The organism is Nonomuraea thailandensis (genome assembly GCF_024172165.1).
Lineage (GTDB): Bacteria > Actinomycetota > Actinomycetes > Streptosporangiales > Streptosporangiaceae > Nonomuraea > Nonomuraea thailandensis.
Genome location: NZ_JAMZEB010000002.1, coordinates 7,892,721 through 7,908,565 on the forward strand (window position 1 = coordinate 7,892,721; position 15,845 = coordinate 7,908,565).

General features: G+C 73.0%; 13 protein-coding genes. 7 read left to right on the forward strand and 6 right to left on the reverse strand.

The features are described 5' to 3' along the window. Window positions 1–38 precede the first annotated feature (38 nt). A complete protein-coding gene (locus tag HD597_RS40005) occupies window positions 39–767 on the forward strand; it encodes a dienelactone hydrolase family protein (protein ID WP_253749505.1) in 729 nt (242 codons plus the stop codon). Here the strand turns inward: HD597_RS40005 and HD597_RS40010 are convergent. Genes HD597_RS40010 through HD597_RS40020 form a run of 3 tightly spaced genes read right to left on the reverse strand, consistent with a single transcriptional unit; the run spans window position 755 to window position 5,339 of the window. After that, window positions 755–1,501 carry an ABC transporter ATP-binding protein gene (locus HD597_RS40010; protein ID WP_253749507.1) on the reverse strand — a complete coding sequence of 249 codons (747 nt, stop codon included), beginning with the start codon at window positions 1,499–1,501 and terminating at the stop codon, window positions 755–757. The two genes, HD597_RS40005 and HD597_RS40010, sit on opposite strands and share 13 nt — an antisense overlap. Further along, a complete protein-coding gene (locus tag HD597_RS40015; RefSeq protein ID WP_253749509.1) occupies window positions 1,498–4,092 on the reverse strand; it encodes an ABC transporter permease subunit in 2,595 nt (864 codons plus the stop codon). The genes HD597_RS40010 and HD597_RS40015 overlap by 4 nt, the downstream gene beginning before the upstream one ends. Next, window positions 4,089–5,339 carry an ABC transporter substrate-binding protein gene (locus HD597_RS40020; protein WP_253749512.1) on the reverse strand — a complete coding sequence of 417 codons (1,251 nt, stop codon included), beginning with the start codon at window positions 5,337–5,339 and terminating at the stop codon, window positions 4,089–4,091. Before HD597_RS40020 ends, HD597_RS40015 begins: the two co-directional genes overlap by 4 nt. Window positions 5,340–5,478: 139 nt before the next feature. Here HD597_RS40020 and HD597_RS40025 point away from each other — a divergent pair, with 139 nt between their 5' ends. Continuing rightward, a complete protein-coding gene (locus HD597_RS40025; RefSeq protein ID WP_253749514.1) occupies window positions 5,479–6,567 on the forward strand; it encodes an alcohol dehydrogenase catalytic domain-containing protein in 1,089 nt (362 codons plus the stop codon). A gap of 25 nt (window positions 6,568–6,592) precedes the next feature. Here HD597_RS40025 and HD597_RS40030 read toward each other — a convergent pair whose 3' ends face one another. After that, window positions 6,593–9,412 carry an AfsR/SARP family transcriptional regulator gene (locus tag HD597_RS40030; RefSeq protein ID WP_253749516.1) on the reverse strand — a complete coding sequence of 940 codons (2,820 nt, stop codon included), beginning with the start codon at window positions 9,410–9,412 and terminating at the stop codon, window positions 6,593–6,595. Window positions 9,413–9,738: 326 nt separating this feature from the next. Here HD597_RS40030 and HD597_RS40035 point away from each other — a divergent pair, with 326 nt between their 5' ends. From HD597_RS40035 to HD597_RS40050, 4 genes are read left to right on the forward strand one after another with little or no spacing between them, the layout of a single operon-like run. Next, a complete protein-coding gene (locus HD597_RS40035; RefSeq protein ID WP_253749518.1) occupies window positions 9,739–10,230 on the forward strand; it encodes a cupin domain-containing protein in 492 nt (163 codons plus the stop codon). Then, a complete protein-coding gene (locus tag HD597_RS40040) occupies window positions 10,230–10,871 on the forward strand; it encodes an ArsR/SmtB family transcription factor (RefSeq protein ID WP_253749520.1) in 642 nt (213 codons plus the stop codon). The genes HD597_RS40035 and HD597_RS40040 overlap by 1 nt, the downstream gene beginning before the upstream one ends. Window positions 10,872–10,919: 48 nt before the next feature. After that, complete coding sequence (locus tag HD597_RS40045; protein WP_253749522.1) at window positions 10,920–11,243, forward strand: hypothetical protein; 324 nt, start codon at window positions 10,920–10,922, stop codon at window positions 11,241–11,243. Between the two features lie 14 nt (window positions 11,244–11,257). Then, window positions 11,258–11,572, forward strand: coding sequence for a hypothetical protein (locus HD597_RS40050; RefSeq protein ID WP_253749523.1), 315 nt, complete (start codon window positions 11,258–11,260; stop codon window positions 11,570–11,572). A gap of 121 nt (window positions 11,573–11,693) precedes the next feature. Here the strand turns inward: HD597_RS40050 and HD597_RS40055 are convergent, their stop codons facing one another. After that, window positions 11,694–13,919: an MMPL family transporter gene (locus tag HD597_RS40055; protein WP_253749525.1), complete on the reverse strand. Its 2,226-nt coding sequence runs from the start codon at window positions 13,917–13,919 to the stop codon at window positions 11,694–11,696. Window positions 13,920–14,018: 99 nt separating this feature from the next. Between HD597_RS40055 and HD597_RS40060 the strand changes: the two genes are divergently transcribed. Continuing rightward, window positions 14,019–14,546, forward strand: coding sequence for a TetR/AcrR family transcriptional regulator (locus HD597_RS40060; RefSeq protein ID WP_253749527.1), 528 nt, complete (start codon window positions 14,019–14,021; stop codon window positions 14,544–14,546). Window positions 14,547–14,649: 103 nt separating this feature from the next. Here HD597_RS40060 and HD597_RS40065 read toward each other — a convergent pair whose 3' ends face one another. Further along, window positions 14,650–15,747: an ROK family transcriptional regulator gene (locus HD597_RS40065; RefSeq protein WP_253749530.1), complete on the reverse strand. Its 1,098-nt coding sequence runs from the start codon at window positions 15,745–15,747 to the stop codon at window positions 14,650–14,652. Between the last annotated feature and the right edge of the window lie 98 nt (window positions 15,748–15,845).

The window sequence follows — 15,845 nt, forward strand, 5'->3', positions numbered from 1 at the left end:
CTGGATAGGGCGGGCCGCGCGGGGGCATGCTGATGCGCATGTGCCATTCCACCGACAGCAGGCCGCCCGCACCGCCCGTCCAGGGCGAGGTGGCCGCACACGAGCAGATCGAGCTGACCGCCGCCGACGGCAACCGTCTCCTCGCCTACCGGGCCGAGCCCGCCGAGCCGAACGGCCGCTCCATGGTCATCCTGCCCGACGTGCGCGGCCTGCACCCCTTCTACCGGGACCTGGCCCGGCGCTTCGCCGAGGCGGGGTTCCGCACGATCGCGATCGACTACTTCGGCCGCACCGCGGGCCTGGGCGACCGCGGCGACGACTTCGACTTCATGACGCACGTCAAGCAGATCACCCTGGAGGGCGCGCGGGCCGACGCCCGGGCCGCGGCCGAGGCGCTGGGCGGCCCGGTGTTCACGACGGGCTTCTGCATGGGCGGCGCCCTGTCCTGGTGGCTGGCCGCCGGAGGCAACGGCCTGTCGGGCGGCATCGGCTTCTACGGCGCGCTGCGCTTCATCGAGGAGCCGGAGTCGGGGCCCGGCGCGCCGCTGCTCCTGCTGCGGGCCGGGGCCGACACGGCGTCCACGCCCGAGCAGTTCGCCGCGTACGAGGCCGCGCTCGACCGGGTGGGCACCGAGCACGAGACGCACGTCTACGAGGGCGCCCCGCACTCGTTCTTCGACCGCAGCTACGGCGAGTGGGCCGACGCCTGCCAGGACGCCTGGCGCCGCATCCTGTCCTTCACCGAGCGGCACGCTCAACCCAGATAGGCGGCCCTGACGACCGGGTCCTCCCGGATCTCGGCGGGCGTGCCGGTGGCGATGACCTTGCCGAGGTCCAGCACGACGATCCGGTCGCAGGTGTCCATCACGAACCCCATGTCGTGCTCGACCAGCAGCACGGTCGTGTCCAACGCCCTGACGACCTCGCCCAGGCGGGCGCTCTGCCCGCTGTCCAGCCCGGAGGTGGGCTCGTCGAGCAGCAGCACGCGGGGCCGGTCGGCCAGGGCCCTGGCCAGCTCGACGAGCCGGCGCCGGCCGACGGGGAGCGCGGCGGCGTAGGCGTCGCGCAGCTCGGCGAGCCCGCACAGCTCCAGCACCTCGGCCACCCGCTCCTGCCGCTCGCGCTCCAGCCGCCGCCGGGCCGGCCAGCCGACCAGGTCGGCGGCGAGCCCGCCCCCGCCGCCGTGCCAGTCGAGCGCGGCCAGCACGTTCGCGGCCACGGTGAGCCGGCCGAAGACCTGGGTGCGCTGGAACGTGCGGCGCAGCCCCGCCCTGGCCCGCCTGACCGCCGGCATCCCCGTGACGTCACGGCCGTCGAGGCGGACCCGGCCCTCGTCCGGCCTGCGCAGCCCCGAGACCACGTCGAACAGCGTGGTCTTGCCGGCCCCGTTCGGCCCGATCACCCCGCACACGAGGCCGCGCCCGACCTCGAACGTCACCCCGTCCAGCGCCCTGACCCCACCGAACGCCACCGAAACGCCGTCCACGGCCAGCACGGTCATCGCACCCCCAGGTAGGCGGCGGTCAGCCGCTCGCTGTCCACCTCGGCCCGCGGGCCGCACCAGGTGACCCGGCCCAGCCGCATGAACGCCACCCGGTCGGCGATCGCCAGCGCCTCGGTGGCCTTCTCCTCGACGAGCAGCAGCGCGACCCCGCGCTCGCGCAGCTCGGCGAAGACGTCGAAGACCTGCCGCACCACCATCGGGGCCAGCCCGAGCGACGGCTCGTCGGCGATCAGCACGCGCGGCGGGCGCACCAGCGCGGGGGCGAGCGTGAGGAGCTGCTGCTCTCCGCCGGACAGGGCGCCGGCGAGCACGGTACGCCGCTCGGCGAGGTGGGGCAGGCGCTCGTAGACGGGCTCGGGGTCGGGCAGCCAGGTCCGCAGGTTCTCCTCCACGGTGAGGCCGGGGAAGACGCCCCTGCCCTCCGGCGCGAGCAGGATACCGGCGCGGGCCCTGCGGTGGGCGGGCCAGGCGGTGACGTCCTGGCCGTCCAGCAGGATCCGGCCGCCGGTCACCGGCAGGTCCCCGGCCGCCGCCGCGCACGCGGTGGACTTCCCCGCGCCGTTCGCGCCGAGCAGCGCGACGACCTCGCCGGGGTTGACGTGCAGGTCCACGCCGCGCAGCACGGTCACGTCGGCGTACCCGGCGACGACCCCCTCCATGGAGAACAGCGCCGGCTCGCGCGCCACCGCCGGCGCGGGCTCCTGCTCGGGCGGCTTCTCGCGGCGCCGCCGCAGCTCGGCGAGCTGGGTGAGCACCCCGTCGGGGTGCTTGGCCAGGATCATGCCCCCGAGCCCGAACAGGATGGCGCCGACGTGCGCGGAGACGTCCCAGGTGGCGAGCAGCTCGGGCACGGCGACCGCGATGAGCCCGCCCAGCACCGCGCCGCCGATGCGCCGCACTCCCTGCAGCACCACCACGGCCAGCCAGACGAACCCGGAGAACGCCGGCAGATCGGTCGCGGTGATCGATCCCTTGGAGATCGCGAACAGCACCCCGCCGAGCCCGGCGACGGCCGACGCGAGCACGAACAGCGTGATCTTCGTGCGCGGCGCCGACAGCCCCGACGTCGTGGCCGCCGCCGGGGCCGAGCGCACGGCCAGGATCGCCCGCCCCGAGGCCGAGCGCTCCAGGTTCCGTACGAGCAGCGCCACCGCCCCGATCAGCAGGAGCAGCACCACGACCCGGACCCGCGCGTCGGAGGTGTCGGCGAACCCGAACCCCAGCGCGGGGATCGGCCACCCGATCGTCCCGTTGCTGAACGCGTCCACCTGGAACAGCACCTGATCGGCCAGCAGCGCCAGGGCCAGCGTGGCCAGCGTCAGCACCCGCCCGCCCAGGCGCAGCGCGGGCAGCGCCACCAGCATCCCCACGGCCGCGGCGGCCAGCACGCCCAGCAGGATCGCCACGACGAACGGCAGCCCGGACGCGAACGCCCACCCGCAGGTCAGCGCCGCCATGGCGGCGAAGGCGGCCTGGGCCAGGTTCACCATGCCGCCGATCCCGGTCACCACCACGAACGAGCAGAAGATCAGCGCCAGCACCAGCCCGTGGGCCACGACGCCGACGTAGTACTCCGACCCGGCGAACGCGAACACCACCAGCGCCGCCACCCCGGCGGCCCACGGCAGCCTGCGCCGCCACGGCGGCAGCCCGGCCAGGTGATCGGGCGGCGGCACGTCCTCGGCCGCGCTGCCCGCCACCCGCTCGCGCGACCTGTTCAGCAGCACCAGCCCCGCGAACAGCAGGATCACCGGCACCGCCGTGCGCAGCCCCGTCACCTCTTCGAGGAAGTCGGTGTAGCCGGCGACCAGGTTCTGCACGACGCCGAGCGCCAGGCCCGCCGCGAACGTCCAGGGGATCGAGCGCAGCCGCCCGAACACCGCCGCCGTCGCCGAGGCGAACAGCAGCACCGTGTACGCGGTCGCGTCCAGCCCCAGCACCGACACCGCCAGCACCCCGGCCAGGCCGGCCAGCCCCGAGCCGAGCATCCAGGCCAGCGCCGAGGTGGCGTCCACGTCGATGCCGCGCAACGTGGCCAGGCGCCGCCGGTCCACGGAGGCCCGCATGCGCAGGCCGTACGGGGTGTGCCGGATGAACGCCCACAGCCCGGCCGCCGCCACGGCCGAGAAGCAGAACGTGATGAGCTGGTCGCTGTCCAGCCGCACGCCGAGCACGTCGAACGCCTGGGCCGGATGCGGCCCGACGCCGCGCGGCAACGCGGTCGCGTCCGCCGGGGGCAGCCCCGCCAGGTCCACCACCAGCAGGCCGAGGGCGGGCAGCGCGATCGTGAGCCCGATGGTGGCCACGATCTGCGCGGTCTCCCCGGCCTGGGCCAGGCCCCGGAACATGGCCTTGTGCAGGGCGTAGCCGAGCGCCGGGGCGAAGATCGCCACCGCCAGCAGCGCCGACGGCCACGCGGGCATTCCGGCCTGGGTGAGCTGGTAGAACAGCAGGGCGGTGAGGAACCCGATGGCGCCGTGGGCGAAGTTGAACACGCCCGTGGCCGCGTACGAGAGCGTGAGGCCCGAGCCCATGATCGCGAAGACGGCCCCGGTGACCAGGCCGCTGAGCACGTAGTCCAGGATCATTTGAGCGGCACGTTGTCGAAGCACTTCATGCTCTTGGCCACCTGGAAGGCGCCGCCCTCCAGCTTGACCAGGGCGCCGCAGCCGTTGGGCTCGCTGTGGTCCTTCGGGTACTCGATCCGGCCGAAGCCCGGGTTCTCGTACAGGTACGAGCCGTTGCCCGTGGCCAGGAACTTCTCCCTGGTCAGGTCCTTGCCGGTCTTGTTCAGCATGTCGAGGAAGATGTCGGCGGCCCAGTAGCCGATGGCCAGGTGCTGGGTGAGCTGGGTGCCGGGGGCGACCTTCTCGACGTCCGCCTTCAGCTCGGCGATCTCGGGGGCGGTGGACTCGAACGGCTCGAACATGGGCGCCGCGATCACGCCCTCCAGGGCCTGGGCGCTGGCCGGGTCCTTGAGGATGGCGACGTCGTAGCTGGTGGCGTCGGTCAGCACGCCCTGGTAGCCGGCCCGCTTGAGCGCCGCGTACAGGCCGACGTTGAACTTCGTGCCGGCGATCACGGAGACGACCACGTCAGGGGGGCCGCCGTCGTCCGAGGTCATGATCTTGTTCACGTACGGCAGCCAGTCGGGCGGCGGGGCGGCGGCCGGCAGGCCGGAGTTCACGCCGGCCAGCTCGAACCCGGCGGCGGTGAACGACTGGGAGATGGTCGTGCCGCCGTACTTGCTGCCGCTGGAGTCGGAGGTCTGGACGTAGACGCTCTTGCCCGCGGAGCCGCCGAGCAGGTCGGCCATCTGCCTGCCCCACCACGTCTGCGATCCGGCTCCCTGCTTGGGCGCCAGGCAGCCGTTGTAGCCGAAGCCCGTCTTCGTGCCGCACCACTGCGGGCCGGTCGCCCAGCCGAACCACGGCACGCCCTGCTGCTCCAGGAACGTGGCGCCGCCGAAGTTGGGCGCGTGCACCGGCACGAGGGCGAACGCCTGGTCCTTCTGGACGAGCTTCTTGGCCGCCGCGTCGCCCTTGGCCGCGTCCTGCCCGTCGTCCTCGGCGCCGAGGAACTCGATCTTCCGGCCGTGCACGCCGCCCTCGGCGTTGGCCCGCTCGAATCTCGCCTTCGCGCCGATCTCGGCGTCCTTGGTGGAGTAGCCGCTGGCGCTGGTCTTGGTCAGCACGCCGCCGATGGTGATCGTGGTGTCGGTGACGCCGGGGGCGCCCTGTCCCGTACCGCTTCCCTGGCCGCCCTGCTGTTGTGCCGCGCATCCGGCGGCGGCCAGCATCGCGGCCACGAACGCCGCCGACTTTTTCCGCACCATGACGGCCTCCCACTGCACTTGGCCTAGCGCTCGCTTGGTTCAGAAGCGTAAATTCGCCCGCCGGGGTCGTCAACGGGCGTGATCGGATTTACCTAGCAACCGCTTGTTTGTGAACAGTGCCGGGGCTAGCGTGAAACGCATGCTGATGCGCGCCGCCGTGCTCACCGCGTTCCACTCGCCCATGGAGATCCGCGAGGTCGAGATCCAGGAGCCGGGCTCCGGCGAGGTCCGCGTACAGATCAAGGCGTCGGGCGTGTGCGGCTCCGACCTCAAGGCCATCGACGGCAAGAGCCCCGTGGTCAGCAAGCTCCCCTACATCCTGGGCCACGAGAGCGCCGGCGTGGTGGAGTCGGCGGGCCCGGGCGTCACGGCGGTCAAGCCCGGCGATCACGTCATCATCGCCATGAACGGCCCCTGCGGCCGCTGCCGGCCCTGCGGCTCGGGCCGCTTCCACCTGTGCTCCGGCCCCGCGCGCCTGCCCACCATCATGGGCGGCCTGCCCCGGATCACCCTGGGCGGCGAGGAGGTCCGCCGCTTCATCGGCATCGGCTCCTTCGCCGAGTACGCCGTGGTCCCCGAGCCCATGTGCGTGAAGATCCCGAAAGCCCTCCCCCTGGCCGCCATGTGCCTGCTGGCCTGCGGCGTCATCACCGGCGTGGGTGCCGTCCTCAACGTCGCCCAGGTCCCGCCGGGCGCGACGGTCCTCGTGGTGGGCTGCGGCGGGGTGGGCCTCAACGTCATCCAGGGCGCCCTCCTCGCCGGCGCCACCACCATCATCGCCGCCGACGTGGCCGAGCAGAAACTCAAACAGGCCGAACGCCTCGGCGCCACCCACCTCCTCCTCGCCTCCGACCTCCCCCGCCAGGTCGGCGAGCTGGTCAGGGGCGGCGTCGACTACGCCTTCGACGCCACGGGCGCCCCCGGCGTCCTCGCCCAGGCCTTCGCCTCCACCCAGCCCGGCGGCACCACGGTCATGGTCGGCAGCCCACCGGCGGGCCACCCCATGGAGCTGGACACGGGCCTGCTGTTCGCCTCCCGCCGCCTGATGGGCACCCAGGGCGGCGACGCCTCTCCCGGCCGCGACCTCCCCATGCTGGCCGCCCAGTACGTCCGCGGCCGCCTCGACCTCGACGCCCTCATCTCCGAACGCCTTCCCCTCGACCACCTCGACGAGGCCGTGGACCACGTCCGCCAGGGCACGGTGGCCCGCACCGTCATCACCTTCTGAAGGCCCTGGCTCCCCGCCGGCCCCCTCACAAGGAGTTCGTGATCGGCGCAGGGGTCTCCGGCACGTCCTGTGACAGGAGCCGTTCGACCTCTTCCTGGGTCAGCAGCTCGATGTCCCGGAGGATGCCGAGCGCTCGCCGCCAGCATGCCCACGCCTCCGCCCGGCGCCCCTGATCGTGGTACGTCTGCCCGAGACCCCATTCGGAGGCGGCCACACCGAAGGGGTAGCGGCCCTGGCGCTGGAGCTCGATGGCCGTACGGTACGCGGACTCGGCGTCGTCGATCCGGTCCGCCCGCCGATAGGCGTTCCCCAGCGTGTCGTAGGCGGCCCCCTCGCGATACGCGTGCCCGAGCCCGGCCCACAGGGCCACGCCCGCCTGCCCCGTCGAGATGGCCTCGGTGAGCCGGCCCAGCTTCACGTAGATCATGGCCGTGTTGCCCAGGAAGGCGGCCTGGAACTCCCGTCTCCCGCTGGCCACGGCCAGGGTGCGGCCCTTCTCCATGGCGTCGAGCGCGTCGTCGAAGCGCCCCATCTGGGCGTAGGCGATGCCGAGGCCGTTGTAGGTGGACATCATCCGTTCCGGCCGGTTCGCGCGTTCCCAGCAGACGAGCGCCCGCTCCAGGTGCCGCGTCGCGTCCGGCAACCGTCCCAGCGCCTGGTGCCTCCACCCGAGGAGGTGGTTGCCCATCGCCTCGGCGGCGTGGTCGCCGCACGCGACGGCGATCCCGATGGCGCGCGTCTGGAGCTCGATCACCTCGTGGTTGAGGCCCTTGCTGACCAAGGGCCAGTAGACGGTGGCGACCAGGCCGAACGCGGTCTGCGGGTCGTCCTGGACGGCCATGGCCTGCTGGCAGGCGGCCACGAGGTTGTCGCGTTCCTGTTCGGTCCAGTCGCTGGCGTCGTCGGCGGTGCCGAGCGCGATCCCGGGGCGGTCGGCCTCGTAGCCGGACAGGGCCAGGGCGGCCGCGGGGTCGAGCAGCAGGCTGGCGGTCTTGGCGGTGGCCAGGTAGTGGTGCAGCACGCCGCGTACGGCGGCGGCGTGGCGTCCGGGCTCGGAGAGGTCTCCGGCCTGCTCGCGGGCGTGGATGCGGACCAGGTCGTGCATCCGGTAACGGGCCGGCCCCGCCGGTTCGAGCAGGCGGACGTTCTGGAGGCTGTCGAGCGCCTCCTCCACACGATGCTCGTGCCAGTCGGTCAGCGCGGCGGTGGCGGCCACGGAGTGGGTGGGCAGGTCGAGGAGGCCGAGCAGGGCGAACAGGTGGGCGGCGTCCTGTCCGCTGGGCTCCTCCCGCAGGTGGCGCAGGCTCACGGAGAGGCTGGCCCGTACCGCCAGATCCGCGTGCTGCAGCAGGTCCAGCCGGCGGGTGGCGTCGCCGAGCCGCTCGGCGAGATGGGACAGCCTCCAGTCGGGACGCGCCACCAGGCGGGCCGCCGCGACGCGCAGGGCCAGGGGCAGGCCCCCGCAGAGCGCCACGATCCGCTCCGCCGCCTCGGGTTCGCCGTGAACCCGTTCCGGGCCCACGATCCGGGCCAGGAGCGAGGTGGACTCGGCCGCGTCGAGCCCGGTCAGGCTCAGATGGTGGACGCCGTCGAGCGGGGTGAGGGCCTGCCTGCTGGTGACCACGACCGCGCACCCCGGCCCGGCCGGGAGGAGCGGGCGCACCTGGCGGGCATCCAGCGCGTTGTCCAGGATGAGCAGCAGCTCCCGCGTCGCGGTGAGGGAGCGGAAGCGGGCCGCGGCCTCGTCCACGTCACTCGGCACGGCCGAGCCGCCCACACCGAGCGATCGCAGCAGCCTCCCGAGGCAGTCGAGCGCCGACAGCGGCTGCAGGCCGGGAGTCGAACCGCGCAGATCCAGGTAGATCGTGCCGTCGGGGAAGCGGTCGGCCACGGTGTGCGCCAGGTGCACGGCCAGCGCCGACTTCCCGATCCCGCCAGGACCGTCGACGGCCACGATCGCCGGGACGCTGGACAGCGCCTTCGCGAGCTGCTCCACCTCCAGGTCGCGCGCGGTGAAGGCGGGGGTGCCGGCGGGCAGCTCGGCGGGCGTGGCGGGCCTGCCGAGCGTGACCCGCTGGACGGGCGTGGTCAGGTCGAGGGCGGGATCGCGGCGGAGCACCGCCTGCTGGAGGCGCCGTAGCGCCACCCCCGGCTCCAGGCCGAGCTCGGCGAGCATGACGCGCCGGGTCTCCTGATAGGCCTCCAGCGCCTCCGACGCGCGTCCGGCCCGGTACAACGCCAGCATCAGCTGGCCGGACGGACGCTCCCGCAGCCGGTGTTCCGTGAGATGGGCGATCAGTTCCGGCACCACAGCGTTGTGGTCACCCCGCGCCAGCCGCACGTCGACGTGATCCTCCATCGCGGTGAGGCGCTCCTCGGTGAGGCGGGCGGCCTCGATCTGCACCCATCCACCCGTCACGTCGGTCAGCGCCTCCCCGCGCCACAGGGCCAGCGCCTGCCGGAACGTCCGGTCGGCGGCGGCGAGCTCGCCCTGCCGCCGGGCGGCGCGCGCGGCGCGGACCAGGCGCGGGAACTCGATCGCGTCGACGTGATCGCGTGGCAGGTCCAGGCGGTAGCCGCCGGCCGTGGTCACCAGGACGTCGTCGCCGACGTACGGCGAGAGATGTTCGCGGATCTTGGACACCACGATGTGCAGTTGCTTGGGCGCCGTCGCCGCCGGACCGTCACCCCAGACGTCCGCCAGCAGCTGCCTGGCGGTGACCACCTGCCCCGCGCTCAGCGCCAGCCTGGCCAGGAGGCTCACGCGCCGGCTGCCGTGCAGCGGCAGAGCCTCGCCTCCCGCGGTCAGCTCCCACGGCCCCAGCACCTTGGCCCGCATGTGCATGGCGTAGTCCTCACTCGTCCCGGTCGCCCGCCATTCCGGACAGGACCGGAATCCTACGACCGTCGCGCGCCCGCTGTCCCGCGCTTCACCATCCGCGGGCGCGCGACGCTGACATGCCCGCCATGGGAAATGGTGAGAGCAGGCTCGGGATGCCGGCGTCGGGCTGAAGGTCGTCCCACTTGGCGGGCCTCGTGGTGAGGCGAGTCGCACCTGAACCGGTTTCCGTCCAGCCCCGCTCTTTCAGCGCGCATGGGGCGGCGACCGCTCGCTTCACATCCCGGCCCTTCTGTTCTAAGGTTCCTTAGGATATTAGATCAGGAGGAATCATGTCCTACCCCGAGCCCCGCTACTTCGCCGAGCACGGCGAGCACAGCGGCACCTTCGCCCTGGCGGACCGCGCCCCCGACCTCACGATCGGCACCAACACGCAGGTCCACTACCTGGCCACCGGCGGCTCCACCAACGGCGCCTACGGCCTGTACCGCTGGGAGATGGGCCCGAAGCCGGGCGGGCCCGGCGCGCACTTCCACCGCACCATGACCGAGTCGTTCTACGTCCTGTCCGGCACCATCAGGCTCTTCAACGGCGACAGGTGGGCCGAGGGCAAGCCGGGCGACTTCCTGTTCGTGCCGGAGGGCGGCGTGCACGCCTTCCGCAACGAGTCGGGCGAGCCGGCCACGATGCTCATCCTGTTCACCCCGGGCGCCCCGCGCGAGTCGTACTTCGAGGAGCTGGCGGCGATCGCCGAGAGCGGCAGGCAGCTCAGCCCGGAGGAGTGGACGGACGTGTACCTGCGGCACGACCAGTACATGGTCTGATGTTCCCGGAGGAGCCGATCTACGCGCAGCTCGCCCGCGTCGGCAAGGCGCTGGCCAGCCCGGTGCGGCTGCGCCTGCTGGACGTGCTCGACCAGCGGGAGCGCACGGTGGAGGAGCTGGCACAGGCGGCCGGGATCCCGCTCAAGAACACCTCGGCCCAGCTCCAGCAGCTTCGCGCCGCGCGGCTGGTGAGCGGCAGGCGGGAGGGCACGCGGATCTACTACCGGCTGGCCGACGAGGGGGTGTCGCGCTTTCTCGGGGAGCTCCAGGCGTTCGCGGGCGGGCGGCTGGCCGAGCTCCGCGACGCCGTGCGCGACCGGCTGGGGAGCCTCGAAGGGGTGGGCGTCGAGGAGCTGGCCGCCCGGCTGGAGGACCCCGGCACGATCGTCGTGGACGTGCGCCCGGCGGCCGACCACGCCGCCGGGCACGTGCCGGGGGCGATCTCGGTGCCCATGGAGGAGCTGCGCGACCGGCTGGACGAGCTGCCAGCCGGCGCGCGGATCGTGGCGTACTGCGGCGGGCCCTACTGCGTGGTCTCTCCCGAGGCGGTACGGCTGCTGCGCGAGCACGGCTTCGACGCGCGCCCGCTGGACGGCGGTTACCTCGGCTGGCGACGCGGCGGAAAATCGCTGGCACGTTGAGTGATCGGACCCTTACCGTGAGCAAGGCAACTCATGGAAGGAGGCACGGTGCGCATCACACGAGCCACCACGGCCGGCCTGCTCACGCTCGTCGCGCTGAGCGGCCTGGTCGCCGCCGGGGCCACGCAGGCGCAGGCCAGGCGCCCGTACGACTTCGGCGCGCAAGGCGTGATCATCTGGAGCGAGCCGCGGGCCGGTTCCGGCCGCAACGGGCTCGGCTACGCGGGGCAGGGCTTCGAGTCCGACCGGTCGGAGGAGCACGGGCTCTACCGCTGCGGGCCCTTCGAGAGCACGCTGTGGCATCACGGCACCAACGCGACCACCGGCATCGTCGGCTGGGTCCCCGCCTGCAACCTCACCGACTCCGACTGACGGAGGCACCGCCGTTGATCAGCCTCGGTTCCACCGCCGCCCTCGCCCTCACCCTGTACGCACCACTCCCCGCCCACGCGAGCGGCGCGGGCGTGCTGCCGCCGATCCTCCTTCCCACCTACACCTGCGACTCCGTCCGCGGCGACCCGGGCCGCACGGTGCTGTTCGGCGACTGCTCGGCCTCGCTGGGCGCCGTCACCAACGGCGGCTTCACCGGCGAGGCGGTCGGCGTCGCCCGCCGGGTCCCGCTCAGGATCAGGTGCACGGGCGGCGGGGCGGCCGACGTGCCCGGGGAGGTCACCCTCCAGGACTGCGTCCAGACCGGCTGACCGCGCCCACGCCTCCCGGGCCGCGGTGCCCCGGGGCGCCGGAGATCTGGCCGCGCAGCTCGTCCGGATGCTGGAGGAGCCTCCCGGAGAGCCGGCGGGCCCGCCGGGTGCCGGCGCCGCTCTACACCCCGGCCGTGACCGGCTCGCGCCGCTCCACCTCCGCGGGCTCGTCCTCCTCGTGCCCCTCCACCGACAGGTTGGGCAGGATCCGGTCGAGCCACCGCGGGCACCACCAGTTGAGCCGGCCCAGCAGCACCATCGTGGCCGGCACCAGAAACCCGCGGATGATGGTGGCGTCCACGGCGATGGCCACGGCCAGCCCCACGCCGAACGTCTTGACCATGGCGTCCGGATAGGCGATGAACGCCACGAACACCGCCACCATGATCAGGGCGGCCGAGGTGATGACGCGCCCGGTGGAGCCCAGCCCCTCGGCGACCGCCCGCGCGTTGTTCCCGTGCCGCAGGTACGACTGCCGCACCGCCGTCAGCAGGAACACCTCGTAGTCCATCGACAGCCCGAACAACACCGCGAACAGCATCAGCGGCACGTAGCTCTCGATGGGCACCGAGAAGAAGATCGTCTGCACGAACGAGGAGTTGACCGGCGGGTCCATGCCCACGAGCCCGCTGCCGAGCCCGATCGAGAACACCATGGCCAGCGCCCCGAAGGCGGCCCCCAGCGACACCAGGTTCATCACCGCCGCCTTGACGGCGACGATCGGCGCGCGGAAGGCCAGCAGCAGGAGCAGCGCGCTGAGCAGCACCACGACGCCGATGACCAGCGGGGTGCGCTCGTTCATGCGGTCGCCGGCGTCGGTCAGGCCGGCGACCTTGCCGCCGACGTGCACGTCGACCCCGGGCAGGGAGATGGCGCGCACGTCCCTGACCACCTGGGCGGAGCGTTCGTCGCTGGGCGCGTACTCGGGGATGGCCTGGATGAGCACCGAGCGGCCGGAGGTGTTGAGCTTGGGGTCGGAGACGAACTTCACGCCGTCGACGTCCTCCACCTCACGGGCGAGGTCCTTCACCCGGGGGTCGTCGGCGTCGGGCACCTTGGCGGGCAGCTCGGCGACCACGATGAGCGGCCCGTTGAAGCCGGGGCCGAAGCCGGTGGCCATGAGCTCGTAGGCGCGCCGCGGCTCCGAGCCCTGCGTGCCGTAGCCCTCGTCGAGCGCGCCGAGCTGCAGCGCCAGCGCGGGAGCGGCGAGCGCGCCGAGCACGATGGTGCTGCCGATGAGGACCCGCCACGGGCGGCGCGCCACCCACGCGCCGAGGCCCGCCCAGCCGGAGCCGGCGGCGTGGGATCCTCCCGCACTGCGCAGGAGCGGGACCTTGAGCGAGTTGATGCGGTGGCCGAGCAGCCCGAGCAGGGCGGGCACGAGCGTGACCGAGGTGAGCACGGCGGCCACGACGGAGATGCCGGTGACCCAGCCGAGCGTGGCCAGCAGCGGGAACCCGGCCAGCAGCAGCGCGCTCAACGCGATGATGACGGTGCCGCCCGCGAACACGACGGCCCCGCCCGAGCTGGCCACGGTGCGGCGTACGGACTCCACCACCGGCACCCCTTCGGCGAGCAGGCGGCGGTGGCGCGACAGCAGGAACAGCGCGTAGTCGATGCCGACGCCGAGGCCGATCATCGTGGCCATGATGCCGGCCTGCTTGGGCATGTCCACGACCCAGCCGAGCAGCCCGATGACGCCGAGCCCCGAGGCCACGCTGATCAGCGCGGCGAAGATGGGGACGGTGGCGGCGACGAGCGTGCCGAAGGCGAACACGAGCACGAGCAGCGCGCAGACGATGCCGATGATCTCGCTCGGCCCCGTCTTGATCTCCTTGTCGGCGGGGGTCGAGCTGTCGGCGGGCACCACTTCGAGCCCGGCCTCCCGCGCCGGCTGCGCGGCCTTCGACAGCTCCTGGGTGGTCTGGGCGATCTTGTCGCTGTCGTTGCCCTCCATGCGGACGGTGATGAGGCCGATCTGCAGGTTGGAGGAGATGCCGCCGGCGCGGAACGGGGTCTCCACCTTGGTGACGTGCGGCATGGTGCGCAGCCGGTCCATGGCACGCTCCACGGCCTGCTTGCGCTCGTCCTCGATGAGCGGCCCGTCGGCGGAGTAGAGCAGGAGCTGCACCGTGCCGCCGGTGGCGTAGCCGGCGCCGAAGCCCTCCTTCATGAGGTCGTGGGCGCGCTGGGCGTCGGTGCCGGGGATGCTGGCGTCGCTGTTCGTGGGGCTGGGGAAGGCGAGGCTGCCGCCCATCAGGGCCGCTGCGGCGATCACCCAGGTGACCAGCACGATCCAACCGTGCCGCGCGCACCAGCCGCCCAGCCGTCCCAGCAACCGCGTCATCGCTCAGCCCCCACTCGACGGCCGTCCTGTACGGTCGTACAGGCCATACGATAAAACGGGAGGTGTCCGGAAGGCTCGCTCCCGCAGGGAAATGAGACGATGACCACATCATCCGACGACACCCGCACCCGGATCCTGGCGGCCGCCCGAGAGCTGTTCGCCGAGCGCGGCTACGCGGCCACCTCCCTGTCCGACATCGCCGCCGCGGTCGGGCTGACCAAGACCGCGGTCGCCTACCACTTCCATCCGAAGGACCGGCTGGCGCTGGAGCTGCTGTCCCCGGTGGCGGGCGACATGCTGGCGCTGCTCGACGCGCCGTACGCGAGCCGGGCCGAGTTCGTCGAGGCGCTGGTGGAGTTCGCGGTGCGTTACCGGTCGGTGATCCGGCTGTTCATGGAGGACCTGGCCGCGGACGACGCCACGACGGCGCCCGGCTCCGAACGCGACCAGATCAGGACGTTCAGGGACACCATCTACGCCAAGCTCGTCGGCGACGACCCCGGCCCCGAGATCAGGCTCAAGAGCTGGGCCCTGCTCGGCGCGTTGCAGTGGGGGGCGGTCAAGACGATGGACCTGCCGGAGGAGCAGGTGCGCGACGTCCTCCTCAGGATCGCCGGAGCCTTCTAGTGCCCAGGAGCTCGAAGGATCACCGGAGCCTTCTGGTGCCCCGGAGCTCGAAGGATCACCGGAGCCTTCTGGTGCCCCGGAGCTCGAAGGATCGCCGGAGCCTTCAGAGCCCCAGGATCTCGCGTTCGACGTGGTCGAGCGCCAGGCGTACCGCGCCGATCGCCACCCCCTCGTCGCCGAACGTGGAGGTCACCACCTCCGGCGCGCTCACGCACAGCTCGGCCAGGTGCCGGCGCAGCGGTTCGAGCAGCACGTCGCCGGCGCGCGCGTACCCCCCGCCGAGGACCAGCAGGTCGGGGTCGACGGCCAGGACGAGCGCCGAGGCGCCGATGGCCAGGTTCTCGGCGTAGCGGTCCACCCGGCGCACCGCGTCGCGCTCACCCCCCAGCGCCGCCTCGAAGACCTCCGCCGCCGAGGCGTCCTTGACCAGCTCGCGGGCGGCGTCCTCCCAGCCGACCTGCCGCAGCGTGCCGATCTCGCCGGCCGCGCCGCTACGCCCGGGATGCAGCCGGCCGCCGATCAGGATGCCGGCGCCCGCCCGGTGGCCGATCAGCACGTACACGACGTCCGCGGCGTGCTGGGCGCTGCCGCGCCAGTGCTCGGCGAGCGCGGCCAGGTTCGCGTCGTTGGCGGCGAGCGCGGTGCAGCCGAACCAGCGGCCGGCCAGCCCGGCCAGGTCCACGCCCGTCCAGCCGGGCAGGGTGATCGACAGTGACACGCGGCCCGTCCTGTCCACGATGCCGGAGGTGCCGGCGGCCACCGTCCAGATCCGCCTGCGTGCGACGCCCGCGCCGTCCACGCACCTCAGCGCCGCGCGCTCGGCGGCCTCCAGCCGCTCGTGGGCCGCGGCGTCGCCGGAGACCTCGGCCCGCTCCCAGGCGATCACCTCGCCGTTGAGGTCGGCCAGCGCCGCCACGATGGCCTCGCCGCCGACCTCCACGCCCACGACGTACCCGGCGTCCGCCCGGAAGCCGAACCTGCGCGCCGGCCGCCCCATCACGCCCTCGTCGGGCGGCACCTCGCGGACGTAGCCACGTTCGCCCAGCTCGTCGAGCACCGCCTCCACCGTCTGCCGGGACAGGCCGGTGACTCGGCCGAGCTGGGTCAGCGTGGCCACGCCGGCGCGGCGCAGCGCCGCGAGGGTGACCTGGGTGTTCACCTTCCGCAGCAGCGACGCGTCACCCGGCCGGAGCTCGGTCACTTATGAGACCCTTTCCCATAACTTCCCTATTGACGGCTACCAGCGTGGATCCTAGCATCGGCCGACATACGTGAATTGGTTACATATGTGGGAGGCAC